The following is a 23,208-nucleotide window of genomic DNA, read 5'->3' on the forward strand; positions in this document are numbered from 1 at the left end:
TGTCGCACACGTCAAAGGTTATAGTGAAAAAATGGATGATTACTACCTCTGTTCAAGTGTATTCATTTTTCTTTTCAAACAAAAAAATAAGAAAACAGAAAATTCAGTTAAAACTTACGCGACACTAGTGACTTTTTAATAAATAAAATTCTGTTATACACGCTTTAAAACATCACTCAAAAGGACTCACCATAATTAGGGAGTCCTCCAAATTAATACTTAGCGTTCTAGCTCTGGCTGTTTTTTGATTTTTTTAGTAGATTTCGTAACCCCTACCTCTGGCTCTAACATAACATCTACAACTTTGGTAAAATCTTTAATACGTTCATTCAAAGAAGAAATACCTGCTTTAATCTTTGCTTCAGCTGCTAATTTCACTACATCTACTTGATCAAATACTGCTTCTTTTGTTTTCGTAGAACGCTCCACAAGGCTTTGCTTCAAATCATTTTTAAACGTCTCAAAGCGTTCTGCAAATGTTACTTTGGGGACTGGTTGCTCAAAGTATTGTTCCAAATGATTTTCAATTCGTATAAAATGATTGTGTAGCATATGCCCCATTTCGTTTTTAGTCAAGTAAGCACTTCCTTGTTTATCACCTGACACATACGTTTCGACCGTCTGCAATATTTCTTTGCTATAACGTTCAATTACTTGCTGCAATGCCATTTCTTTTTCATTAGGCATTACACCTCGATAAGTAAATCCATGCTGCTTAGCTAAATGGCTAGCAAACTGCTCTGCCATATCTGGATGAATAAATTCCATTTCCTTTAATGAGAATGATGTTTCTCCACGTTTGCCAGCTTGAATCCCCCACTCTTTGCCTACTTGATATAAAGTTACCTCAATATCTTCTTTTTTTCAGTAGCGTATAGTGCCAGCAACTCTGCAATATGCACCGCTTTATTTTTTGCTCCATGCGCTAGTTGTGCCATCTTTTTCCCCTCCCTTCTATCTTTATTTCAGAAAAAGAAAAGACCCATCCATAAATTTTGCGATACGCAAAATTGGAAAGGTCTTTATTTGGGTTTTGCGTACATACGCGTCCGCCCAATTCTCTGATACTAATAATTTACCACAGTTTTTTGCAAAAAAAGTCCGCAAATTGTACGCGTTTTGTACGGACTTTGTACAGAAGTATTGACAAAACATCCATTTTAGTGAAGAAGAGTAGATTTTACTCAGAATAATATACAAAGTAGGCAAATTTTATTATTATTTAAGTATTTTTAATATGTGACTCTTCTTTTTAAATACTTTATTTGCCCACCACTAAACATATATTGCTATTATTTATATTCAATTTCTATCTCTATCAGAATTTGTAATTATCGATAAAAGTTGAAATATGTCGAAATAAAACAAATTTACAATTATTGTTTAATTTGTAAATTAAATATAAAATGTATTTATCCAGTACAATTATTTTGAAAGGGATGATGTTAATGAATAAGCTAATAAGTAGTTTTTTGGTTTTTTCTCTTGTTTTCTTTACACTAGTTTCTAACGGGGGTGTACATGCATATAATGAAGTAATAACAAATGAATACGTTGATAATAATCATTCATTGAAAAATGAGGAAGGCAACCACAACTATAATTTAATCTCAATAGATGAAGCAGAGTTAGAATACAGTACATATGCACTTCCACTTGCTGCACCAATAATATCTATGATATTGAAAAAAATGGTGAAAGAAGCCGTTAAAGAATATGGAAAACAAGTAGTAATTGATGCTGTCATGCAAGAATTAAATTTACCAAAAACGATTAGTGGGAAAAAGTTAATTGGTAAGCTTGAAAAAGTAGGCTTTGAAAAGTTAAGGCAAAATGGAAGTCACGTTACTATGAAGGGTCCTAACGGAAAAACTTTTACTGTACCGTTACACGATGAGTTGAAAACAGGAACTTATAATTCGATTAAAAAATCAATAAAAGACTCTATAGCACCATAATTTAAGAATCGCCGATATGTTTACTGGATAACATATCGGCATTATTCTATAAAAAAGACAGATTGTATTATCTACCTTGCCGTAAATTTTTTCACTAAGCTAATTTCATTTAATTTTATGTGATTAGTAACTCCCTGCAGCGTGCACTCTTTTTCTCCCCAATTAGGATGTCTAGCTAAATAATCTATATCAAAAATCAACTCCCAACTCTTTTCCAATTCAAATTGAGTGTAGTCACTGTTATCGTTTTCAATATTTTCAAGGTCAAAATAAGATTTGTTTAGTACAAAATGCCAGGCTTGAAAATCCGAAAGAAGGACTCTATTGTCTTCAATATCTATTTTTAATAATATACCTTTTTCTCCTGCTTCTAAATGACCACTCTTTCTTAAATCAGGTCTATCTATCCATAGCCATATAGGGTATTCGTTATTATAATTCGGAAGTTTTTCCTTCATTCTTTTTTTTAACCAATTGTAAGCATCAACAAATTCTGGATAGATAAACTCGGGATTACCTATCAGACAACCTTTTTCCTGTATTTCCTTCCATTTGTCCTCTGATTGTATTGTCCAATAAGTACTCATAAAACATCCTCCATTTTCACCTTTCTTAATCTGATATTCATAGTTTAAAATATTTCTATATTTATTTTCCAAAATATGATATGACTTTTAATATTGTCGTTAGAAAAGTTCTCTAAATTCTTTTAATACGCACTTTTCTAAATCATAAAGATAATACAACATTCATAAAAAAATGTATGGGAGAATAATTATCCGCCCCAAAAGGACATCCCTTTATGGATTAATTACCCAATTCAAAATATCATACTCACCACTTCATGTCAAATTCTTCTAATCTGAAATATTAACGATTATCTCGCTTACAATGGATTAATGATGATTAATTTTGCCTCTGCGTAATTACGCCCAGACTTTTCAAGCTAACCAGTAGAAGTTAACCTAAAATTGTCGCGCTACATGATAAAAGTTAATTGACTTGCATCATGTAGGCCTGCTTTCAAAATCTGTGATAACCACTCAGATTTTAACACCTTAAAACAAAGAAACAGGTTTTTCTCAGTCTTTCCTCTGATAAAAGCGCAGCCCTTTCCCATCATCTAATTATGCGGCGTCCATTTGCTTAAGCAAGCCAAAGCATAATTGGATGAAGTAGTGAAAATAATAGAAAAGAAAAATCACACTAGCGTCGCATAAATTTTGACGCAATTTTCTGTCTTCTTATTTTTCCGTTTCAGATGAAAAACAAAGACACTGGAACAGAGGTAGTAGACATCCATTTTTTACTATAACCTGTGACGAGTGCGACAGAATTGGTTGAACCTTTATGGAACGGCCTTTCCTGCGATTTTCCGAATCCACAGATGAGCTGATTTCCAAGGTGCTGCTTTCAATAAACGACTAATCTTCAAGTACGTTTTTGAGCTATTTGTGTTCAATTGTGCTAACACATGCAGACAATACACAATCATTGCGATGTACACTTGATTATGCACGCCTTGTTCGCTCTGTGCGTAGAATTTTTTGATATTCAAGTGCTGCTTCAGCCATTTGAAAAACAGTTCGATTGCCCAGCTTGATTTGTACAACTCCGCGATTTCATCAGCGCTTACATCAAATCGATTTGTGATGAGATGCAATTCGTTTCCTTTTGAATCGAGTACTTTGATGAGACGAAAGGCGTTTTCTGCGCAATTTTGTGTGGTGCCAATCAGAACCATTTCATCCGATAAGACCGTCGAATCTGCTGGTAGCTCAACCGGCTCTATGACACGGATAACAGCGTTTTTTCGTAAGCGGAAGACAAAGAAATAGCCGTCATCTGTCATGCTGTCAAATCGCTCGTAATCCAAGTAACCACGGTCAAAACGTACATGCATTCTTTGTCATCAACGAGTACCTCTAGTTGGCCACGATTATGTTCTTTCGCCCGCTTTGTCTGGATACGAACACCCTTTCTCTACGTATACAAGGCGCAAATGGAGCTTGATGCCCGACTTTGTTTTGCGGAACTCAGCCCATTTGTGATTGTTTAGGTTTAAAGGAAGCGTGCTCTAATCAATGATTTTCAGTGATGTTGTCATTTTTCGGCGCTGTTCATAGTGCGACTTTTCATGAATTCGAGCGACTAAATCAAGAAATACTTGTTGAAACACTTCAGTCGGTACTTGATTTAACCGGCGTCCGAGTTGTGAAAAGCTAATTGATTGTAAGTCCGTCGCTTTTTGTAGGTCGCCTGAAAACAAAGTTTCGCTGACTGCACGTAAGCTTTCGGTTTCATTCAGCTACGCGAACAGCAGTAATTTCAAGAAGGAAACGATGTGTAGCTCCTTTGTATAGGTATTTAATTGATGGGATTCTACCAATTCCTCTAATTTTGTCGAGGAAATCGGTAAAAACCATTGTTCAAATGATGTTTTTCGTGTAAACTTATCCATGCTATGGTCCTTTATTTTGGATTTGGATGGTTTACTACCGCCTAACCCATTATAAAGGCTTTTTTTGTGCTTGGATTATATTACAGAAAATTCAGTTTAGTTAATCCTGTTGTATTATTTTAATGCGATGCTAGTGAGTTTAAGCAATAATAAAAATAGGTGCGTTTCTATATCATGAGAGAATAAAAAAATTGTGATTTTATGCCTTCTATATTAAATTGCAAAAAAATATGAATTTACAATATTACAATTACGATAATGTTGTATTCTTAGGCCTGAGCGACTTTGGTAGCGATATACTAATTGTAAAATACTTCTTTTACAAGATACTTCAGAATCTAAAAAAGGCTTATCTAGAAAGTCGTCTAGCAAGCCGTTTAAAACATGACATAACATATACCTATTGACACGAGAGATAGCAAACTTTTTTAGCTAATCGACATGCGTTATGTGGAGCGAAGTACCCTTTTTACACTAAATGCTATTCAATTTTGGGGACGAAGTGTTTCTTGAACTTAAGTTAGTGAAGGTCATATCAGATTGTATTCAGTATTTTCTATAAATTTAGTTGTTAATTCCTCACCTTCCTGCTTTCAAAAAGGCTACTAAGGAAAGTTTTGAATTTAAGTGCTTAAATAGCTTTCATCACATTTCGATAATTGGCTATTCGTAGGAGTTCCTTCCATTTCTTTTTCCAGTTTTTTTTGTCGATTATGTGCGTTACGCTCTCTTACAAGTTGCTTTGCTTCCTCAAAGGGTGTGCTAACTATTTTTTCAGTTGAGTCCAATGTATTTGCACCTGACATAAGAAAATAATGATTCCAGAATTCCATCATCATTTTTGTATTACAATCAATAGTGTTGACAGTAGCACGCAAATGCTTTAAATCATCTATGACTGTCTCAAGCAAACGTTGCTGTAGTAATCCTTCTATTTCTGCTAATAATGGTTTCCCCCCAAAGCGGCTTTCAAAATAGGACTCTACTAAAAAGTCAATCACTTCCCCATCACTATTAAAATTTTCTTCTTCTACTAAAAGTGTGATTTTTTCGATTGTATCTTGTCGCAAGTACAAAGTTTTTTGCTTCTTTTTTTGCTGCTCATTCTTCACTACCCTTCAGATCCTTTCCGATAGCTTTTTGGATATATTGCCGGATAAAATTTTTTGTTAAATAATATTCCATGTAACTACATGTTCTGCTTGTTATTTCAATGCTATATGTTCAAGCAATACAGGGGATGCAATATGCTCCATATCTTATTATGTTTGTCATATATTCTTTTGCTAATTTGATTTAGTTGACGCTTCAGCTAGAGCTTTCCCCATTCGAATACCTGCTTGAACACCCGATTCATAGCCCCTTATATAATTTTCAATTGAACGCTGCTGCTCTTCTGTTAAGTTTTTCAATAAACGTTCCATGCGCTCCCATGAAGGTTTATCTTTAATATTTAGCATCATATTCATTATATACCATCTCCTGTTATTATTTTATAATCAAAATATATTATAAAATAATCAAAATTTCAACCTATCTCACTTGTAATATTGCAATGTAATCAAATAAAGAATAAACTTACTTATGAAGGAGGTGCCAAAATGAAAGAGAGAATCAAACTCTTAAGAGAGCATTTAGCTCTTAATCAAAGGGAATTTAGTGCACGGATAAATATTTCTCAGCCTACGCTCGCCTTAATGGAAAAAGGGCAAAGGGCTATTCGAGATATACATGTTGCACAAATTTGTTCTGAATTTAATATCAATGAAAATTGGTTGCGTACTGGCGAAGGAAAGATGTTTCTTGCAATAGAAACTTTTTCTTTAGATGAGCAAGCCAAAAAAAGCAATCTAACAGAACTAGAGATTGCAATTATGCGTGGCTATATGAATTTAGACCGTAATATTCGTGAAAAGTTAATGAACGAATTAGAAGCTATTTTTAAACCTACTAATAACGAAGACGCAGCTACCTCTGATGATGGCGTTGACAGTGAAACAGAAGCTGAAGTAGCCGAGTATCGTAAAAAAGCAGAAGTTGATATAACTAATTATAGGAAGGAAATTGAGGCCGAGAAAAAAGGGATAGCAGCATTACAAGAGTCAGAGAGAAAAGAATCAGGCTAAAAGAAATAGACAGACTAGGTTGAATAATAAAAAGTCCAAACAATGATGAAAACTGCATTGTTTGGACTTTTTCACTCTATTTTCTAAAAGTTACCACGTTAACAAAAAACGTAATCAAAATTATTGCTTAACAAATCTATGTCTTCTCAACCACGCCATAATGAAATTTTGCCGTCTGTCTTGCAAAACGCTGAAAACCATACTGTTCAAAATAAGGAGACTGATAATGCGCCTTTAACACAACGCGTTTTTTTGCGACGCGCAATGCCTCTTGCATCCACTCAGATGTTAATGCTAAATGGCTTCCTGCCTGACGTAATGCCGCAAAATTATTCGCTTCTTCAATCGTTTCCTCAAACATTGGGTCCATATAGACGACGTCAAATGAACATGCTGGCTGCTGACGCAAAAATTCAATCGCCTCTGCATGTACTACTTTAATTTGTCGCATACAAGCGGTCAGAGGCAATTTTGCCGTATCATATGTCTGCATCCCATGCTTCACGATAAAAGCAATATTGCGATTGGCTTCAAGCCCAACTACCTCTCCTTGCTCACCAACTACAAACGCCGCAAGCATACTATCCGCCCCCATGCCAAGTGTGCAATCTAAAAAGGAATCGCCCTTTGTTAGCTGGCAGGCCTCAAGCAACGGTTCCATCTCCCCACGCGCAACTCGCTTTAAGCGAAACGCCGCGGAATTGGGATGAAAAAAGAAAGGCGCATTTGCACCTTTCACATAGTACTCATAACGATTTTTACCCGCTACAATCACATTAGCCTGTAGCTCATGGCTAATCGTCATTACCGAGCGCTTTTGACGTGGAATAAATTTAATTTGCAATACTTCACATACAAATTGCGCTAGCTTCTCTGACAATGCATCAGGTCGACCAGCAGTCGTAACAACCGTTACTCCGCACATACTTGCTTTAATACATCTGACAAATGGTCACGCACTTGCTCCATCGGGAAGCCTTCAATATTTTCACGTGGGATAAAATAAGCTAGCTGCCCGTCCTTTAAAATTGCCATCGACGGTGAGCTTGGTGGTACTTCATCAAAAAACGCACGCATTGTCGCAGTTGCCTCAGGATCCTGCCCAGCAAATACAGTAACTAAATGGTCAGGTTTCACCTCTTCAATTGCTTCACGCGCTGCTGGTCGTGCCAACCCTGCCGCACAGCCACAAACAGAGTTAATAACAACAAGCGCAGTTCCTTTTTGTTCAGCCATAAATTCATTTACTTCATCCGCAGTTGTTAGTTGTGCAAAGCCCGCATCCACTAACTCTTGTCGCATTGGTTGTGTTACTTGTCTCATGTATTCATCGTAAGCGTTCATCTTTTTACCTTCTTTCGTATTTATTCGTAAAGCCTTGATATATAAGGCTTTTCACTGATTTCCCACCTATTCACTTTCACCGTTTTTCGTCTACTTTCAGGAAAAATGTGAGTTTTTTGTGAGTTTTTTTAGTTATATTTTTTCATAACCCTGTTACCTATTTTAACGTGAATTGATTATTTGTAAAATAGTTTAGCTTGCTCTGTTATTTTATAAATGCTTAGGTAATTTCCTTTCCCCATTGTTTCTTGCGTACATAACGTCCACCGTTTCTTTACTGCTTCTATGTTTCATTAGAAAAAATTTATGCATAATTAAAAATCCTTTGAACAGACTAAAATTTGAGGAGGTGAGATTCATGGCGAAAAATAACAACAACCAAAACTTTAACCAAAAGGTTCCTAATCCAATGAACGAAGAATTTGGGACTGAGACGGATGTAAACGAGGTTAAAAAACAAATTCAAAAAGCAGAATCTAATAAGCAATACGCATCAGGTAAATATGCAAATAACCGTAATCAAAATGGGATGAAATAAGTCGTTTATTCTCCCTAACCGGCAATTTTTTGCCGGTTTTTTTATTAAGCTTAAACAATAATTTTTAGCGCTTTTCTACATATATCAGCAATATTCGAAGCAGATTTCAAGCATCTTACTATTTGTTCATGCCGTAATATATCTAAAGAATTTCGCAAACGATAAACCGTAAATTTCTAAAATTATTAGCGCTTGATTTTCCCCACCCTTCTAAAATTCCATTAAAAGCTGAATTCAAATTTATTGCTACGCTTTCGGTACAAAAACGGTTGCGCGTCGCAAAAAAATTGCTAAAAAAATTAAACGTAAGTTAAACAATGCTTTAGTCCTTTATCAATCGATGTTTCGATATAGCCGATAATTTGTTGCAATGTGAATATCTGCAATTTTTGTTGTAACATATCCTCGTTATAGACCATATCTTCTAGCACATAAGGAAACAATTGTACCACTTCTTGTTCCGTTACTTCCTGTAAGTGAGTGATTGTTGCTTTATTGTTAAATGCAGATTGCAATGTGTAAGTCAATTGATAGTAATCAAGCAATTTACTATTCAATAATCGAAAATCTTGATGGTATAACGCCAGCACACTAGAATCATTTGCAATTCGTTTTCGAAGCCATGGTAAATAAAAGCCTTTCAACCATAAATCATCTGCAATTAAATGTGTGAAGTAGCCCATTATGTATGGATTTTCTTTCTGCTCATTATATTTTTCTAAAAAACCAGCATAATCAATACTTCTCGTATAGTCTTGCTCGCTTCCTACGAAAAAATGAGCGCGCTCTTTGGCCGTTGCTGCATCTGGTGCGATACCTCCTGCTAAAAAGCTTGTCTTATCCTTAATAGCTAAACGTTCAGCAATTTGCTGTGCAATAATTAAATGCATAATACGTGACCCCAACCATTTTGTCCCCCTATATGTTTTAATGCTACGGACGCTTTCACTAGCATATAAGTTGCCTCGTATAGAAATTACATATCAATGCATACTAGATAGTAAAACAATTCAGATGAGGTGAACGAAATGGAGCCTTTTCCTATAATACATACAAACTTTTTGGATGCGGTCATTGCTGTCCCCGCAACAATGCTTGTGACACAGCTTTGTAAAAAGCTCTTTCATATAAAGGCTTTTTGGGTTCCGACAGTTGCATTAGTCATTGGTTTACTGATTTCTATTTTTATAAGCCACAAGCATCATTTAATTGCGGGCATCTTTATGGGTTGGTTTTATGGTTACGCTGCAATCGGAAGCTATGCATCATTGAAAACAACATGGCGTGCTTATAGACAGAGTAAATAGGGCTGCCCATTTTCTGAGCAGCCCTCATTTTATTATCTTTCACAAGCCCAACCATCTTTATCACGGTCATGCTTAGAGGCATATGCAGGATGCCCTTTTGCTACACCTTTCGGATAATAAACACGAAGCTCTGTGCAGTTTTTAAAGGATGTTGGTGCTTTTGGGTCTATATATGCACCGCTGCCTTTTGGAGCTGGTGTTTTTTTCGTGCTTGCCTTAGGTGCCACATATTTTGTCACATAATCAATATGCACCCACCCTATCTGCTTTTGGTAGGATACTTTGTACCAGTCACCACTACGAGCGGTCGCGTTTAGCTTTGTATTTTTAGATATAATCGCCAATGTCTTTCCTGTCTTTGCAGGAGCGTTGCGCATTGCTATACTATCTGTTGTAACAATTTCAGCTTTAATTTCTCGTGCTTCCGCCGCATGTGCAGATGGTGTAATCATTGCTGTTAAAAGCAAAATCGTCAATATGCTTTGCATCATTTTTTTCATGCCACTCATCTCCTTTTAGATAGTATAGCATGTACAATTTTGAGAAAAAATAGTTGAAATTTTAATTTTCAACCTATTATTGAACTATTTATACAAAATCATTTAGCACTTAGCTTCTGTGCAAGCTGCTGAACTTCCTGTACATAGGAGCTGCCTAGCTTAATAATTGAATCATCTGGTCTTTCTTTATGGTAAAATCCTTTTCGACAATCAAATTTATTATTTCTTTTAAGAGCGTAAATCGTTTGCATTTCATTGTTATTTACAATTTCAATTTTCTCAATAATTGGTCGCTCGATAATGTGCTTCTTTTTTATCGCTTGAAAAAATGCTTTATGCTGCAATTTCATCGCCTGCTTTTTATAAATGCTTTTATTATAATCTTTTGCAGTGCTTAGCATAGCTGTTATTGAAGATTGAAAAGCTTGTAGCTCGTACAAAAAACGCTTTCTATTTTGCTTATGCTGCTCCACTTCCATACAGTGAAGATGGTATTTCGCTGCCTCTAAATGCTCTTGCATCGCTGTTAATAATTTTGTCATGCTATTTCCTCCATTTCTACTATTGCTTGCTCAGCAAAAATTTCTTTCCTTTTATGTATGTATTCACTTTTTCTTCTTACTATTCATAGGCTAGTGTAGAAAGGGTGATGGGGATGAGTAGCAAAGAGAAAAAATCCGGGCAATCTACAGATAATACGGATATTTCAATTGACCGACTTGCATATCTCGGCACAGTCATAACAGTATTAGGCTATGCTTTATCTGCCATTGCAGAGGGGCTTGAATTAAAGGCGATAGAACAGCAAAAAGGGGAAGATTTTTCATCAGCGGAGTTTACAAAATTGCATGAGCAAATTGATGAGCTCACAAAGGAAGTACGCCAGTTACGGAGAATGCTACGTTAACTATGCTATATTAGAATAAGTAATAACATGTATGGAAATAATAATAGCAATTCGTAGAAGGAGGCACTTCAATTGAACGATTATTATGCAGATTTACATATTCATATTGGTCGCACAAACAGTGGGCGCGCTGTTAAAATTACAGGTAGTCGCACATTAACCCTTTCAAATATACTACATACGTCTAGTGTCCATAAAGGGCTTGATATGATTGGAATTATTGATTGTCATAGTCCAGAGGTATTGCAGGAGCTTGAGCAATATGTACTTAGAGGAGAAATGACCGAATTACAGCAAGGTGGCCTATTATACGAAAAAACAACGCTTATTATGGGCTCAGAGTTGGAAATATACGATAGCAATTGCCAAGGACCTATTCATGTACTTGCTTATTTGCCTACATTACAATCCATGCAGGCTTTTTCAACATGGCTAAGTGAGCAGATGAAAAATATTCATCTCAGCTCACAGCGCATTTATTGTGATGCACAAATTTTGCAGCGAAAGGTTGCCGAATTAAATGGTTTATTTATTCCCGCGCATGTTTTCACCCCCTTTAAAAGCTTGTATGGCAAAGGGGTCAAAAAGAGCTTAACGGAAGTTTTTGACCCTGCCATAATTGATGCCATTGAGCTTGGCTTAAGTTCAGATACTGATATGGTATCTGGTATTGAAGAATTAGCCTCGTATACTTTTGTGACAAATTCCGATGCACATTCTCTTGGAAAAATAGCGCGAGAGTATCAAAAGATACATATGGAGGCTGTTAATTTTGAGGAATTACGTCAAGCCCTACATCGCGAGAATGGTCGGTATATTGCAGCAAATTACGGTCTGCACCCTTTATTAGGAAAGTATCATGAAACGGTTTGCGCAACATGTGGCAAAATGGTTGCAGACGATGCAGATATTTGCCCATTTTGTCAAAGTAAGCAGATTGTTCGTGGTGTTGCAACACGTATCAAGCAGCTTTCTAGCCCTGCTACTAATAAGGTCGAGCGCCCTTCTTATGTCCATCAAGTACCTTTAGAATTTATTCCTGGTCTAGGTAAAAAAACGTTGGACAAGCTATTGGTGGCTTTCGGTACAGAAATGGATATTTTGCATCGAACAACGCTTGAGCAGCTTACAACAATTGTACCTGAGCCGTTAGCAGAGAAAATAATACTCGCTCGCACCGGACAAATTCAATTCGCAGCCGGTGGCGGTGGTGTATATGGGAGAATAAAGTGAAACTACAATCCGCTCGCTATGGATTTTAAACACTTTTAATATCTATTCACTCTAAAATATAAATGCAGCTTTGGTTAAACTAAGGGGGAAAATAATGTTTCAAACAGCAAGATGTATAATAAAAAAATTAACTAAGGAAGATTTAGCAGATATTCAACATTTATACCAACAGCATGAGGTAAGGAAATATTTAGGTGGCGTTGTAGTGCCTTCTATTGTTAAAGAAAATGTAGAGATACTTCTAACAACGCCCAATGCAGGATACCACTTGGTTGCTAGAGAGCTAGGCTCACAGCAATTTATTGGACTTGTATCACTTGATTTATATCATGATGGACAATCTATTGAGCTATCTTATCAACTATCCCCTACTTGGTGGGGAGACGGCTATGCAACAGAAATTTTGCAGGTAGTCTTACAGTTTGCTTTTAAAGAGTTACAGTTACCATATGTTGTCGCTGAAACACAAACTGCTAATATTGCTTCTTGTAAACTATTAGAGCGCTTAGGGATGACTGTAAAAGAAAAAGTTGAACGCTTTGGTGCGGAGCAAGCAATTTATTCTTTAGAAAATCCAAATTCAAAAAACTTATGAGAATGAGGTAGTCCGCCTTTTTTGGACTGCCTTAGTTTCTGTGGCTAAACATTTGCTCCTGCGGTTACTCGTCGCAAAGGGCGTGTCTCAAAATGGCTTTTCAGACACGCCCTTTCGTGCAAGCTTATTTTTCCTCTTCCATTAATCGAATATTCCCTTTATGGAATTCGCGCATATTGCGTGGATAGGCATAATTGGCAATTAAATGGGCACTATCTTCCCCCTGTGCAATACATCTACGCAATTCCTTAATATAAGTCGTAGCATCGCGTTGACGTTTCTTGATTTCTTCCATCTCTGTCGTCATATTTCCATGTCCCGGAATCAGAAAACGGATTTCATGCTGCTGCAATATGACATCAACTTTTTTGAGTGTTTCCTCATACGCATAGCTATTATCATAAATATATGGAAATTCCACGTCTGATAAATAATCGCCTGCAATCCAAATACCTTGAGGCTCAACAACAATAAATAATCCGTCATTGGTATGTCCGTTTGCCAAATAAAAAGTCAGTTTTGTTTTTCCTATTATTAGTGTTTGTGCATCATGTCGAATGACGATATCGACCTTTGGGTAACTTACTGAATATGCACGGTCTATATAATAACCATCATCAAATGTACGGATTTGCTCTATAATTTGCTCCTTATCAGAACGTTTTTGAAAAGTTTCGCTTGCGATAACGATTGCCTCTGGAAACGCGCCATAGCCTATAATATGGTCCCAATCCGAATGCGTAAACAGGATATATAAAGGGCGGTCGCTTTGTATTTTAGCAATATGTGCTTGAATTGTTTCGATTTCCTGCGGAAGCCAATTTGGGTCTACAAGCACTATACAATCCTCTGTTTCTATTACTGTGGAAGTTGTTTTAAACAGCTGGCTCATATAAATAGTCAGCTGTTCGTTTTGGAAATGAATCATTTTTTTCTCCTCTATTTGTGCTCAATAATATGCCATGATTTTTGCTGTATTTACTACAAACAAGCATGTATTCTCTGCTATGTCGATTATTTTTAGTATGGCAAAAGCGCCTCCCATTTTTCCCTAGGCGTATTGTTTCATGGTGTATTAAGAAATTTAACTCAGCTCTTTTTTACCATCTATTTCAATTCCATTTAATGCCTGTGTTGCTAGTCGGTCTGCCTCCTCATTTTGCTTCCTCGATACATGCTCATAAATAGGTGTAATATTTAATTTTGCTAGCCTAGCATCAATTTTACTCGCCCATTCAGCCAATTCCTTCTCATAAACAGGCCAATCACCAGCCATTTGCTGGATTACCACTTGCGAATCACCTTTAAAATAAACCGTGCTATGATGCACACCTAGCTCCTCTAGCTCACGAATGCTCAAATGCAACGCCGCATACTCCGCTTCATTATTGGATAATAAACCATCTACAAAAGCGTTTTTGCGAATTCGATATTGCTTTTCATTTTGTTCAAAGTAGACAACATAACCTAAGCCGGCCTGCCTTGCGCTCTTATGAAAGCCACCATCAAAATAAATCGTAATATTTTGGGGCTCAGAAGCAATTTCCTTCACATACTTCTTTAGCTCCTTTACTGTCCACGTGCTGTCATATGCATCTGTCAGTACAATTTTTTTTGCTCGACCTGTCAGCATTAAATCTTCCACAATCATTAATACTTGTGCTGCTGGTAATTGCTCAGAAGTGAAAACCGTTTGCGCACCATTTTTCGCCTTATATTCCCATTCGATTTGTATATTCACTTACATTTCTCCCTTTTAAGTCAATCTTTATTATTATATTAACAGGTTTTTTACATATGGAGCTAAATTAGTAATCGTTCATAATTAAATTCGTCTGTGAATAAATTTTTAAAATTATATTAATCCTCAAGTATTTGGTGAAAAATTATTCAACCACACCCTTGAATTGCAACGAGTTCAACAGAGCACTAAGGATGTATAAACACATATTATTATAGTGAGCATTTTTTTAATTGTTATAACAACAATTAGTGCGTTTATTAATTTAGAAGACAATTGGTAAACCGATTAACGCTAGCTGTTAGTTTAAATGATACGCAGCAAGAAATTAAAACGGTTATTGCATCTATCCATGAGGAAACAAATCGTGCAAATGAAAGACTAGCAAGGTTTGAGCAAGTAACACTCGTATTTAATGAATTAGCGCATCAGGTTACATCTATACGCCACAATTCCTCCGATATTGGTGAAGCAATTAAAGCTATTTCCAAAATTAGCGCTAGCATTTTAGAACATGCTGATGAAATTCAACGCCTTGCATTAGTAGCTTTAATAAATGCTCAAAAGTGAAAATCAAATTTTCCTTAAACAGTGAATTTGAAGATTCCGCCTTCTCTATATATTATTCCCTAGCCCTTATAATGGATTGCCTTGTACCATTTTGAACATGCAAAATTTTGATTTATTTGCGACTTGTCCAGTTCTATTAGTGATTTTATCAACTATAAGAGCGGCTTCTCAGCAAAAATCGTCTGAAAAACAGTGCTTTGCACGCTTTTCAGACGACTCCTATTAAGCAATATTCGATTTCTCTGCTGAGGCTTTGAGGCGTTTCTCCTCGTCAATTTGCTGGAATTCAGCCATGCGGGCAGTTGCACGCCAATAATGATAGACAAGACGGTCAATCCAAAGTAATGCCCCTACTTTAGAAACAGCAACGCCCAGCTCTGTTTCGTTCGCAACGGAACGCTCGAAGTATTCATTGCGCTTATTGCGACGCGCTTGTGCCATCATCTGTGAATGCTCTTCTAATGTTTTAGCCATTGCACTCAGAGGCTCTTCACTCCCTAAGCTTTGCTGTACGGAGGCTAATATTTCTTGCCACTCTGTCATTAATTGCGGCTGTAATACAAGTGCCTCTAATTGCTGCTGTTCTCGCAATACTTTTACTAATCTTACTAAATGGTCCTGCGTGTGTAAAATGGCAATATGCTTGTTGCGCTCCCTTTGCGAAGTCGACTGTATAGCATTCAGATAGTCGTGTGTAATTTTAATTGCTTCCTCTACCTCATCAATTTTCCGTTCATAGTCTGCTGTAATTTTTTTCGTTGCCATTAAGGCACTTTGAGCAGTCGTTAATACTGCCATAATATCACGTATTGTTTTAAAGGAAACATCAAGCGCAACTGAAGGCACTTCTAATAGCTTCGTATCTAAATTGCGTGTAAGCACATTTTCGCGTTCAGGAACGATTTTCTTTAGAAGCTTTGCAAATTGCTTAATAAATGGCATGAAAATAATTGCCCCAAGGACGCTAAACAAAGTGTGAAAAATAGCTAGTGCCATCGTTTCATCAAAGCTACCCGCAATCGCTTCTGTTAGCCATTTTACCAATTGTAAGAAATACGGGAATGAGATTGTAACGAGAAGTGCCGTTACTACATTGAATAGTAAATGGGTCATTGCTGTACGCTTCGCTGATACCGATGCCCCAATTGCTGCAAATAAAGCAGTCGCCGTTGTTCCGATATTCTGCCCGATTACTAAATATGCGGCCTGCTCAAAATCAATGGCACCCGTAAATAATGCCGCTAAAGTCGCCGCCATCGCCGCACTAGAGGCTTGCATAATAATCGTCATAACAATCCCGATAATAATTAATAATAAGACAGAGAAAAACGAATTTGCTGGGATTTTATCGAAGGCAATTAAATTTTGTGCATCCCCCATCCCTTGCTGTAGCATATCAATTCCCAAAAACAGTAAACCGAACCCGGCTAGTACACCACCAAATTTTTTAATATCGCGCGGTGCAATAAATGACATAAATACCCCGAAACCAATAATCGGTAATGCCATTGCTTGTAGGCTAATTTTAAAGCCAATTAATGATATAATCCAACCTGTAGATGTACTACCAATATTCGCACCGATAATCACACCGATGGATTGGACAAAGGTTAGCAAGCCGGCACTAACAAAACCAATTGTTAGAAGCGTCGTTGCTGTAGAAGATTGCACTAAAACAGTCATAAGAATGCCTGATAGCATAGAGCTAAAGGTTCCTCTTGTGAACTTATTTAACCAGCGCTTTAATGCCTCTCCTGCGATTTCTTTCAGACCGTTCGTTAGCATGGACATGCCGAGCAAAAACAGTCCGATTCCGCCGAAAATCGTCAGCATACATTCACCACCAAAGAAATAATGATTCAATTTTATAGATAAAGTGAAACTACAATCAGTCGGGGTTTCCCCCATTCCCACTGATTGTTAGTTTAACCAATCGGGCATTTACGGGCAGTGGATTTCTCACTTATCCTTACTCAAGTCTTGAAGTGGGCGTCTTACTGCCCGCTAATGCGGGATAAATAGATTCTTAACAAACTGTAAGCATTCTTCTTTAAAGCTGAAGAAGCTTTTTCAGTGAATAAGGGATTGAGCATTTTTTACAGGATGTCAGATTACTAACTTATGTACTTCTATTAACAGTCTCCGTTGGGCTGAAGGTTCACTTTATATTACCATTTTACTATAAAAAAATAACTGAAATTTCATAAATAATTTACAAATGATTCATACTGATGAAATATTGTCCGCAATTCAGATATTAAAAGCAGCGAGTAACTTTAAGCAGTAATTGAATCGGGCGACTCAGACATTTTTGACGCAACTGTAAATGGAGTTTGATTTGTTTATTTTAAAGAAACTTTAGGGCAACCTTTTATCTTTTAGCAACGAATCATTCCAATTAAAGCTGTGGCTTCGTACATTATCAAATACCGCTTTTTGCTACGAATAAATGCAGATGCTATCCTCCTTTTCCAATAACCCCCTCCCGTCATATTTGTTACACAACTGTAAATTACCCTACTCGATACCTATGTAGCAATGGTTTAAAATTGTCACATTTCCCATTGGATAAACTTACCTAACAAATGCACAATTTATGCATGCTACAATCATGGCGAGCTTGAAATCAAGGAGGGACCATGATGAAAAAACAAATATTCACAGCAGCATTAGCACTAACTATTAGCTGCAGCTCAATTCCATTATTACCTGCTACTTTTCAAACTACTGAAGTAGCGGCTGCCACTGCTAGCGTTAGTCAGCAAGCAGTAAATCAAAAGGCAGACCAAATTATCGCAACGGGGAAAAGCTTAATTGGCAAAGCAACATATAGCAACACACAATACAAAGCGACAGCACCTTATAAATTTTCTTGTGCCTCATTTTTAATGTATATTTTTGAGAAAAATGGCGTTGATTTAGGCACATATAACGAGGATTATATGCTTCAGCAAGGGAAAGCGGTGGCTAAAAGCCAATTGCAGAAAGGGGATTTAGTCTTTTTCAAAAGTAAAAAAACAGGAACAGACCCTGACCATGTAGGAATTTATATTGGCAATAACAAGTTACTACATATGGCAGATTCAAAACAGAATATTGTGATTACTGATATGAATAGCAAGCCATATTATAAAGATAATTATTATGCTGCCCGTCGTGTGCTGCCATCCTTAATGGCTTCAAACCCAGCATCAACAGGGGATAAAATTGTTGAAAAAGCCTTTCTTCATAAAAATAGTGCCATTATTGGCTCTATTAACGCAGCCGCGCAAAAACGCTTTACTGCTGGTGGCTATGTGCAATATGTATTAGGGCAAAGCGGTGTGAAAATTAATACAACTGTTTTATCACAGCAAATGAAGCTTGGAACGACTGTTTCACGCAACAATTTACAAAAAGGGGATATCGTCTTTTTCAGTAGTGCAAAGGGCTCTAAAAACCCAACACTCGTTGCCGTTTATGCAGGTGAGCATCGCATTATTGTGCCAACTAAAGATGGTGTCATTACGCGTGTCTTACTTGTGGATTACTACAAGGATCGTTTTATTACAGCAAAGCGCATTACAAAATAAATGTATGAGTGGCCGTCCAAAAAGCCGTGCAATTGCCGGCTTTTTGGACGCTTTTGATGGTGTTTTAACAAAAATCTTACTCATAACAATCTCTTTGAAAATAGGAGAAACACAGGGATTAGCAGTGTTTCTCCAGAGTAAAAGAGAAAAAACAAAATTACCCTTCCAGATAGTCTTCGCTTTGCTAGTTCTTGCCCTTTAATTCACTTGCAAACCCAATCATTGACCTGCTCGACATCGGGCCTTTTATTAAAACAATCGCATCTTTCGTTAAAATTTTCTTCAGTAAATCCATTACCCCTGTGACATCTGTAAAGCTATGCACTCGTGCTGTCGTACCATCTGCCTTCGCCTGTAGCGCTATTTCCTTGGCACTGTTTCCAATTGTTATTAATGTATCAATAGATTGCTTAGCAATGAGCGTGCCTATTTCACGATGATATTGGCGCTCATACTTACCTAATCGTTTGATATCACCTAAAATTACAACTCGTTTTTTCTCCTTCCCTACTGCTTGAAGCACCTTTAAAGCTGCTTCAATTGAGGTTGGATTATTCGTCCATGTATCGTCAATAATTGTGCTCCCTGCTAAGCCACTTGAAAATTGTAAGTGACGCTCCATGTTTTTAAATGTTCGAAGCTTAGCAATTGCTTTACGCAATGGAAAGCCCATTTCAGTTGTTGCCGCAAATGCTGCTAAAGCATTGTACACTTGATGCTCTCCGTAGCCTGGTACAAAACATTCGTAGCGCTCTTTTTCCTTTAGTAAGGAGAAGCGCATTCCTCCTGCAACATATTGAATATTGCTTGCTTTATAGTTTGCATTTTGTTTGACACTAAACGTCACAATTTTCCCTTTAAAAGCTGTCAAAGAAATTTTTTTGCTATTTTCATCATCCGCATTCATTATTAATGTTCCATTTTCCTGAATCCCGTCTACAATTTCTGCCTTTGCTTGAATATAGCCTTGCAAGCTTTTACAGCCATCTAAATGATGTACACCGATATTGGTAATAATCCCAATTGTCGGCTTGTAAATTAAGCATTGATGTTTAATATTCCCTAAATTTCCTAGCCCTAGCTCGAAAACAGCCGCCTGTGTTTTTCGGTCAACCATCGTTAAATAATTAAGCGACTGCCTTGGCTCATTAATGCTGCTCACTGTCGCCTGTACTTGCCAATCCTCTAATAAAATATGACGAATCATTTCCTTTGTTGTCGTCTTGCCACATGTGCCTGTTAAAGCAACGACTGGAATCGTAAAGAGCTCGCGATAATAGTCAACAAATTGCCAAAACGCGCGGTGCATATTTTTCACCTGCAATATCGTAATGGCGATAGGAGCCTTTCGCAATTCCTCTTCTGCCTTATCAGACACAATCACAATTGGTGCGTGCTGCGCTAGCCTCTTCCAGTCGACGTTTTCATTTTTACGAAGGAAGATGAGCGCATCACGCTTTATACTATCTAGCTGCTGATAGTGTAGGGCCTGCTTTACTGAAAAGTTGGTAGCGCCTTGTATTAACTGGGCATTCAACAAGGCTCGGAGGTCTTTTATCGACACTGCTATCAAGCTTGCTCCTCCCCTCGACGTAATTGTGCTGCTAATTCATGTATTGCCTCGCTGTACATATCGCCTTTAATTAAAATCACCGTATTACTGTCAACAATTTTTTTAAGAAGACTGCGTGCTAACACATTATTTTTAAAGCTATAAATATCCGCATCAAGACCTAATTGCTGCGCCTTTGATGCCATAATGCTTGCATGTTCACCAATCGTAATGAGTACGTCAACACCATGCTTATAAATAATTTCACCTGCTTGCTTGTGAATGCTATAGCCCCATGAACCTAAATCCGTAATTGTCCCAATCACGGCAATTTTCTTTTTACCATGTCCTAGCTTATTTAAAACATGTAAAGCTGCATCAAGGGATGTCGTTGTAATGCTCCACGTATCATCAATTAACATAGAGCCGTTAATCCCTCTCAAAATTTGTAGCTGCTTATTTAATTTGCGAAACGTAGCAAGCTGTGTAATGGCCTTTTGTAAAGGCATTCCGATTTCATGTACAACAGCTAATGCAGCTAATGCGTTATACACTTGATGCTCTCCGTGGCCGGGCATTTTCACAACATATTGCTTTTGTTGATGATGCAAAATAAAGCGCATTCCACGTTCTGTATACGTAATGCTACTTACTAAATAATCTGCATTGCTTTTCCCAAAGCGAATGATTTTTCCTTGAAAACCATGAAAGTTGATTTTTTTTGTATTTATATCATCCGCATTAATAATAAGTGTACCTTTTCCTACTATTTGCAGCATTTCAGCCTTTGCCTCGATATATCCTTCTTGTGTTTTACAATAGTTTAAGTGATGCGACCCTATATTTGTAATGACGCCGATAGATGGCTTAAAATAACGCCCTGCACCAAGCACATCTCCCGGAGCACCAACCGCCGTTTCAAAAACCGCTGCATTCGTCATTTCGCTGATACGCAATAAATTTTGCAGCAGCTCTGTACGAGAATTATTGCTTAAATGTGTCGCTACAACCTCATAGTCACTTGACAGTATATGCTTCACCATTTCCTTTGTTGTCGTTTTTCCAGCCGTTCCTGTAATGGCAACAATCGGAATTTTAAATTGACTGCGATAATATTCAACAAATTTCCAATAAGCACTTGTCATATCATCCACTTTCACAATCGTTACTCCATCAGGCACTTCCTTTAAACGATATGCCCATTCCGTCACAATAACTAACGGAAAAAAAGTCGATAAGCTTTGCCAATTGACAATTTTCGTATTCGTAAAAAACGCTGTCCTTTTATGCTTTATTTGCCTTAAACGATATGCACCATGTTCAATTAAAAGATCAGATGACCCTTTTACAAGTTCTCCACCGATAATTTCTACTACAGCACCAACAGGTATAGGCTTCATACACTCCCCCCTTCTGCTAGTAGCATATGCCAGCAAGACAAACACATTTGGATGAATGTTCTCTTATTTTTATAAGTCGCACGTGATAGTCAACTATATGAAGCCCTATTATGCTCATACATATAGAAAGATAGAAATCGTATATAGCTAAAATGAGGAGTGATGATGTGAAAACGATTGTTTTTATTGGAACAAACAAAAGTGGCTCGAGTCGTGAAGCAATTAAAGCTGCTGAAAGTCTCGGCTATTTTACCGTTCTTTTTACAAATAATGAAAAGCAATTCCTGCAAAGAAAGGAATATGCTGATGTGCATAAAATGGTGTTAGTCGATATCACAAATATGAATGCCATGAGAAAGGCAATACTCACTTTACAGCAAACCCAGCTAACGATTATTAGCATCGTCAGCTTTACAGACCCTTACGTGCACACAGCCTCTCTATTATGCGATGAATTTTGTCAAAACTATGCGCAATCGGAAGCGATTGCAACGATGGAAAACAAAGAGGCGACAAGACAGTACTTACAAAAGTTCGAATTTACACCGAAATTTACAATATTACAGGCAGATAATGTGAGTGAGCTTCCTAAAATGAGCTTCCCTCTTATCGTCAAATCCCCCAAATCGACTGGTTCGAAGGATGTTCTTTACGCACTAAACAAAAAGCAATTAAATCAGCACATCACAGCGCTGCAAGAAAAATATCCGAAGGACACAATTATGATTGAAGAGTATATCGATGGCCCCCAATATTTAGTCGAAACAATTATTCATAATGGTCAGCCACATTTAATTGCGGTTATTGAACAAGATATTACACAAGGCAAACGTTTTATCATTACAGGCTATACCGTGCTTGCTCATATCCCAGCGAAAATGCAGGAAGATTTGCAAAACATTGTCGAGTCAATCACAACTGCCTTTCAGTTAAAGAACGGTGCGATGCATTTGGAACTACGCCATACAAAAGCTGGTTGGAAGCTGATTGAAATTAACCCACGCATTTCAGGCGGTGCGATGAACCATATGCTACAAGCAGCCTTCGGTTTTAGTTTAGTACAGGAGACCTTAAAGCTTTTAATAGGTGAAAAGCCTAATATTGAGCCACTTCATCATCACTTCGTCTATACGAAATACTTAGTTGTTGAACGCAAAGGTGTACTAGAAAGAGTAACAGGTCGAAATAAAGCCAAAAGCAGCCCGGGTGTTGTCGACGTCTATATTAAGCCACGGAGAGGAACCGTTTTAATCCCACCACTTTCCATGGGGCATCGTTATGCCTATGTCATCGCAACAGGTCGTACTAAGCACGAAGCAAAAAGAAATGCCTATTCCGCCGCAAAAAAAATTCATTTCCATTTGAAAAGCATACAATAAACAAACAGCATCTCCTTTAGCCGGA

The 23,208-nt window shown here is 37.3% G+C and carries 25 protein-coding genes and 1 pseudogene; 11 read left to right on the forward strand and 15 right to left on the reverse strand.

What is annotated here, in order from left to right; all coding sequences use genetic code 11:
* Positions 1-219: 219 nt before the first annotated feature.
* Complete coding sequence (locus tag MHB51_RS03415; RefSeq protein WP_342558987.1) at positions 220-768, reverse strand: hypothetical protein; 549 nt, start codon at positions 766-768, stop codon at positions 220-222.
* Positions 769-1,448: 680 nt separating this feature from the next.
* Here MHB51_RS03415 and MHB51_RS03420 point away from each other — a divergent pair.
* Entirely contained in the window at positions 1,449-1,958 is a 510-nt protein-coding gene (locus tag MHB51_RS03420) for a type II toxin-antitoxin system HicA family toxin (RefSeq protein WP_342558988.1), read from the forward strand.
* Between the two features lie 71 nt (positions 1,959-2,029).
* Here the strand turns inward: MHB51_RS03420 and MHB51_RS03425 are convergent, their stop codons facing one another.
* The 4 genes and pseudogenes from MHB51_RS03425 to MHB51_RS03440 all read right to left on the reverse strand — a co-directional run bounded on the left by MHB51_RS03425 (position 2,030) and on the right by MHB51_RS03440 (position 5,888).
* Positions 2,030-2,545: a DUF3841 domain-containing protein gene (locus MHB51_RS03425; protein WP_066163393.1), complete on the reverse strand. Its 516-nt coding sequence runs from the start codon at positions 2,543-2,545 to the stop codon at positions 2,030-2,032.
* 761 nt (positions 2,546-3,306) lie between these two features.
* A pseudogene (locus MHB51_RS03430) lies at positions 3,307-4,419 on the reverse strand (IS4 family transposase).
* A gap of 623 nt (positions 4,420-5,042) precedes the next feature.
* Positions 5,043-5,531 (reverse strand): hypothetical protein, encoded by a 489-nt coding sequence (locus tag MHB51_RS03435; RefSeq protein WP_107942628.1) that lies wholly within the window; start codon positions 5,529-5,531, stop codon positions 5,043-5,045.
* Positions 5,532-5,705: 174 nt separating this feature from the next.
* Entirely contained in the window at positions 5,706-5,888 is a 183-nt protein-coding gene (locus MHB51_RS03440; RefSeq protein WP_066163458.1) for a hypothetical protein, read from the reverse strand.
* 132 nt (positions 5,889-6,020) lie between these two features.
* Here MHB51_RS03440 and MHB51_RS03445 point away from each other — a divergent pair, with 132 nt between their 5' ends.
* Positions 6,021-6,545 carry a helix-turn-helix transcriptional regulator gene (locus MHB51_RS03445; protein WP_066163459.1) on the forward strand — a complete coding sequence of 175 codons (525 nt, stop codon included), beginning with the start codon at positions 6,021-6,023 and terminating at the stop codon, positions 6,543-6,545.
* Between the two features lie 136 nt (positions 6,546-6,681).
* Here MHB51_RS03445 and MHB51_RS03450 read toward each other — a convergent pair whose 3' ends face one another.
* Positions 6,682-7,470 carry a class I SAM-dependent methyltransferase gene (locus MHB51_RS03450; protein WP_066163461.1) on the reverse strand — a complete coding sequence of 263 codons (789 nt, stop codon included), beginning with the start codon at positions 7,468-7,470 and terminating at the stop codon, positions 6,682-6,684.
* Entirely contained in the window at positions 7,458-7,889 is a 432-nt protein-coding gene (locus MHB51_RS03455; RefSeq protein ID WP_066163463.1) for a BrxA/BrxB family bacilliredoxin, read from the reverse strand. The genes MHB51_RS03450 and MHB51_RS03455 overlap by 13 nt, the downstream gene beginning before the upstream one ends.
* Before the next feature lie 358 nt (positions 7,890-8,247).
* Between MHB51_RS03455 and MHB51_RS03460 the strand changes: the two genes are divergently transcribed.
* A complete protein-coding gene (locus MHB51_RS03460) occupies positions 8,248-8,427 on the forward strand; it encodes a gamma-type small acid-soluble spore protein (RefSeq protein ID WP_066163465.1) in 180 nt (59 codons plus the stop codon).
* A gap of 299 nt (positions 8,428-8,726) precedes the next feature.
* On the opposite strand, the gene MHB51_RS03465 is transcribed toward MHB51_RS03460, so the two are convergent.
* Positions 8,727-9,332, reverse strand: a complete 606-nt coding sequence (locus tag MHB51_RS03465) for a hydrolase (protein ID WP_342558989.1) — start codon at positions 9,330-9,332, stop codon at positions 8,727-8,729.
* Between the two features lie 123 nt (positions 9,333-9,455).
* Here MHB51_RS03465 and MHB51_RS03470 point away from each other — a divergent pair, with 123 nt between their 5' ends.
* Positions 9,456-9,734, forward strand: coding sequence for a hypothetical protein (locus tag MHB51_RS03470; protein ID WP_342558990.1), 279 nt, complete (start codon positions 9,456-9,458; stop codon positions 9,732-9,734).
* A gap of 32 nt (positions 9,735-9,766) precedes the next feature.
* Here the strand turns inward: MHB51_RS03470 and MHB51_RS03475 are convergent, their stop codons facing one another.
* On the reverse strand, positions 9,767-10,234 hold the full coding sequence (locus MHB51_RS03475; protein ID WP_342558991.1) for an excalibur calcium-binding domain-containing protein: 468 nt from the start codon (positions 10,232-10,234) through the stop codon (positions 9,767-9,769).
* A gap of 98 nt (positions 10,235-10,332) precedes the next feature.
* A complete protein-coding gene (locus MHB51_RS03480; RefSeq protein WP_107942625.1) occupies positions 10,333-10,776 on the reverse strand; it encodes a hypothetical protein in 444 nt (147 codons plus the stop codon).
* Between the two features lie 113 nt (positions 10,777-10,889).
* Here MHB51_RS03480 and MHB51_RS03485 point away from each other — a divergent pair, with 113 nt between their 5' ends.
* From MHB51_RS03485 to MHB51_RS03495, 3 genes are all read left to right on the forward strand, one after another.
* A complete protein-coding gene (locus tag MHB51_RS03485) occupies positions 10,890-11,141 on the forward strand; it encodes a hypothetical protein (RefSeq protein WP_066163473.1) in 252 nt (83 codons plus the stop codon).
* Positions 11,142-11,213: 72 nt separating this feature from the next.
* Positions 11,214-12,374 (forward strand): endonuclease Q family protein, encoded by a 1,161-nt coding sequence (locus MHB51_RS03490; protein WP_342558992.1) that lies wholly within the window; start codon positions 11,214-11,216, stop codon positions 12,372-12,374.
* Between the two features lie 94 nt (positions 12,375-12,468).
* The gene (locus tag MHB51_RS03495; RefSeq protein WP_342472535.1) at positions 12,469-12,969 is read left to right on the forward strand and encodes a GNAT family N-acetyltransferase; all 501 of its coding nucleotides are present in this window, start codon (positions 12,469-12,471) and stop codon (positions 12,967-12,969) included.
* 124 nt (positions 12,970-13,093) lie between these two features.
* Here MHB51_RS03495 and MHB51_RS03500 read toward each other — a convergent pair whose 3' ends face one another.
* Complete coding sequence (locus tag MHB51_RS03500; RefSeq protein ID WP_066163479.1) at positions 13,094-13,897, reverse strand: MBL fold metallo-hydrolase; 804 nt, start codon at positions 13,895-13,897, stop codon at positions 13,094-13,096.
* Between the two features lie 156 nt (positions 13,898-14,053).
* Entirely contained in the window at positions 14,054-14,710 is a 657-nt protein-coding gene (locus MHB51_RS03505; RefSeq protein WP_342558993.1) for a reverse transcriptase-like protein, read from the reverse strand.
* 276 nt (positions 14,711-14,986) lie between these two features.
* On the opposite strand from MHB51_RS03505, the gene MHB51_RS03510 reads away from it, so the two are divergent.
* On the forward strand, positions 14,987-15,280 hold the full coding sequence (locus MHB51_RS03510) for a hypothetical protein (RefSeq protein WP_342558994.1): 294 nt from the start codon (positions 14,987-14,989) through the stop codon (positions 15,278-15,280).
* 222 nt (positions 15,281-15,502) lie between these two features.
* On the opposite strand, the gene MHB51_RS03515 is transcribed toward MHB51_RS03510, so the two are convergent.
* On the reverse strand, positions 15,503-17,113 hold the full coding sequence (locus tag MHB51_RS03515) for a Na/Pi symporter (RefSeq protein WP_066163485.1): 1,611 nt from the start codon (positions 17,111-17,113) through the stop codon (positions 15,503-15,505).
* A gap of 806 nt (positions 17,114-17,919) precedes the next feature.
* Here MHB51_RS03515 and MHB51_RS03520 point away from each other — a divergent pair.
* Both MHB51_RS03520 and MHB51_RS03525 read left to right on the forward strand, forming a co-directional pair.
* Positions 17,920-18,852 (forward strand): NlpC/P60 family protein, encoded by a 933-nt coding sequence (locus MHB51_RS03520; protein ID WP_235616019.1) that lies wholly within the window; start codon positions 17,920-17,922, stop codon positions 18,850-18,852.
* Between the two features lie 4 nt (positions 18,853-18,856).
* On the forward strand, positions 18,857-19,054 hold the full coding sequence (locus MHB51_RS03525; RefSeq protein ID WP_342558995.1) for a hypothetical protein: 198 nt from the start codon (positions 18,857-18,859) through the stop codon (positions 19,052-19,054).
* Here the strand turns inward: MHB51_RS03525 and murF are convergent.
* Both murF and MHB51_RS03535 read right to left on the reverse strand, forming a co-directional pair.
* The gene (gene murF / locus MHB51_RS03530; protein WP_235616049.1) at positions 19,037-20,416 is read right to left on the reverse strand and encodes a UDP-N-acetylmuramoyl-tripeptide--D-alanyl-D-alanine ligase; all 1,380 of its coding nucleotides are present in this window, start codon (positions 20,414-20,416) and stop codon (positions 19,037-19,039) included. The two genes, MHB51_RS03525 and murF, sit on opposite strands and share 18 nt — an antisense overlap.
* Positions 20,417-20,421: 5 nt before the next feature.
* Positions 20,422-21,804 (reverse strand): Mur ligase family protein, encoded by a 1,383-nt coding sequence (locus MHB51_RS03535; protein WP_107942617.1) that lies wholly within the window; start codon positions 21,802-21,804, stop codon positions 20,422-20,424.
* A gap of 167 nt (positions 21,805-21,971) precedes the next feature.
* Here MHB51_RS03535 and MHB51_RS03540 point away from each other — a divergent pair, with 167 nt between their 5' ends.
* The gene (locus tag MHB51_RS03540; RefSeq protein WP_066163493.1) at positions 21,972-23,183 is read left to right on the forward strand and encodes an ATP-grasp domain-containing protein; all 1,212 of its coding nucleotides are present in this window, start codon (positions 21,972-21,974) and stop codon (positions 23,181-23,183) included.
* Positions 23,184-23,208 lie beyond the last annotated feature (25 nt).

The sequence above is a fragment of the Metasolibacillus sp. FSL K6-0083 genome, from assembly GCF_038630865.1.
GTDB lineage: Bacteria > Bacillota > Bacilli > Bacillales_A > Planococcaceae > Metasolibacillus > Metasolibacillus fluoroglycofenilyticus.

Coding starts and splice junctions, on each gene's coding strand:
- MHB51_RS03415 (WP_342558987.1), bottom strand. CDS start 768: ATGGAATTTATTCATCCAGATATGGCAGAGCAGTTTGCTAGCCATTTA.
- MHB51_RS03420 (WP_342558988.1), top strand. CDS start 1,449: ATGAATAAGCTAATAAGTAGTTTTTTGGTTTTTTCTCTTGTTTTCTTT.
- MHB51_RS03425 (WP_066163393.1), bottom strand. CDS start 2,545: ATGAGTACTTATTGGACAATACAATCAGAGGACAAATGGAAGGAAATA.
- MHB51_RS03440 (WP_066163458.1), bottom strand. CDS start 5,888: ATGAATATGATGCTAAATATTAAAGATAAACCTTCATGGGAGCGCATG.
- MHB51_RS03445 (WP_066163459.1), top strand. CDS start 6,021: ATGAAAGAGAGAATCAAACTCTTAAGAGAGCATTTAGCTCTTAATCAA.
- MHB51_RS03450 (WP_066163461.1), bottom strand. CDS start 7,470: ATGTGCGGAGTAACGGTTGTTACGACTGCTGGTCGACCTGATGCATTG.
- MHB51_RS03455 (WP_066163463.1), bottom strand. CDS start 7,889: ATGAACGCTTACGATGAATACATGAGACAAGTAACACAACCAATGCGA.
- MHB51_RS03460 (WP_066163465.1), top strand. CDS start 8,248: ATGGCGAAAAATAACAACAACCAAAACTTTAACCAAAAGGTTCCTAAT.
- MHB51_RS03470 (WP_342558990.1), top strand. CDS start 9,456: ATGGAGCCTTTTCCTATAATACATACAAACTTTTTGGATGCGGTCATT.
- MHB51_RS03475 (WP_342558991.1), bottom strand. CDS start 10,234: ATGAAAAAAATGATGCAAAGCATATTGACGATTTTGCTTTTAACAGCA.
- MHB51_RS03480 (WP_107942625.1), bottom strand. CDS start 10,776: ATGACAAAATTATTAACAGCGATGCAAGAGCATTTAGAGGCAGCGAAA.
- MHB51_RS03485 (WP_066163473.1), top strand. CDS start 10,890: ATGAGTAGCAAAGAGAAAAAATCCGGGCAATCTACAGATAATACGGAT.
- MHB51_RS03495 (WP_342472535.1), top strand. CDS start 12,469: ATGTTTCAAACAGCAAGATGTATAATAAAAAAATTAACTAAGGAAGAT.
- MHB51_RS03500 (WP_066163479.1), bottom strand. CDS start 13,897: ATGATTCATTTCCAAAACGAACAGCTGACTATTTATATGAGCCAGCTG.
- MHB51_RS03515 (WP_066163485.1), bottom strand. CDS start 17,113: ATGCTGACGATTTTCGGCGGAATCGGACTGTTTTTGCTCGGCATGTCC.
- MHB51_RS03520 (WP_235616019.1), top strand. CDS start 17,920: ATGATGAAAAAACAAATATTCACAGCAGCATTAGCACTAACTATTAGC.
- MHB51_RS03525 (WP_342558995.1), top strand. CDS start 18,857: ATGAGTGGCCGTCCAAAAAGCCGTGCAATTGCCGGCTTTTTGGACGCT.
- MHB51_RS03535 (WP_107942617.1), bottom strand. CDS start 21,804: ATGAAGCCTATACCTGTTGGTGCTGTAGTAGAAATTATCGGTGGAGAA.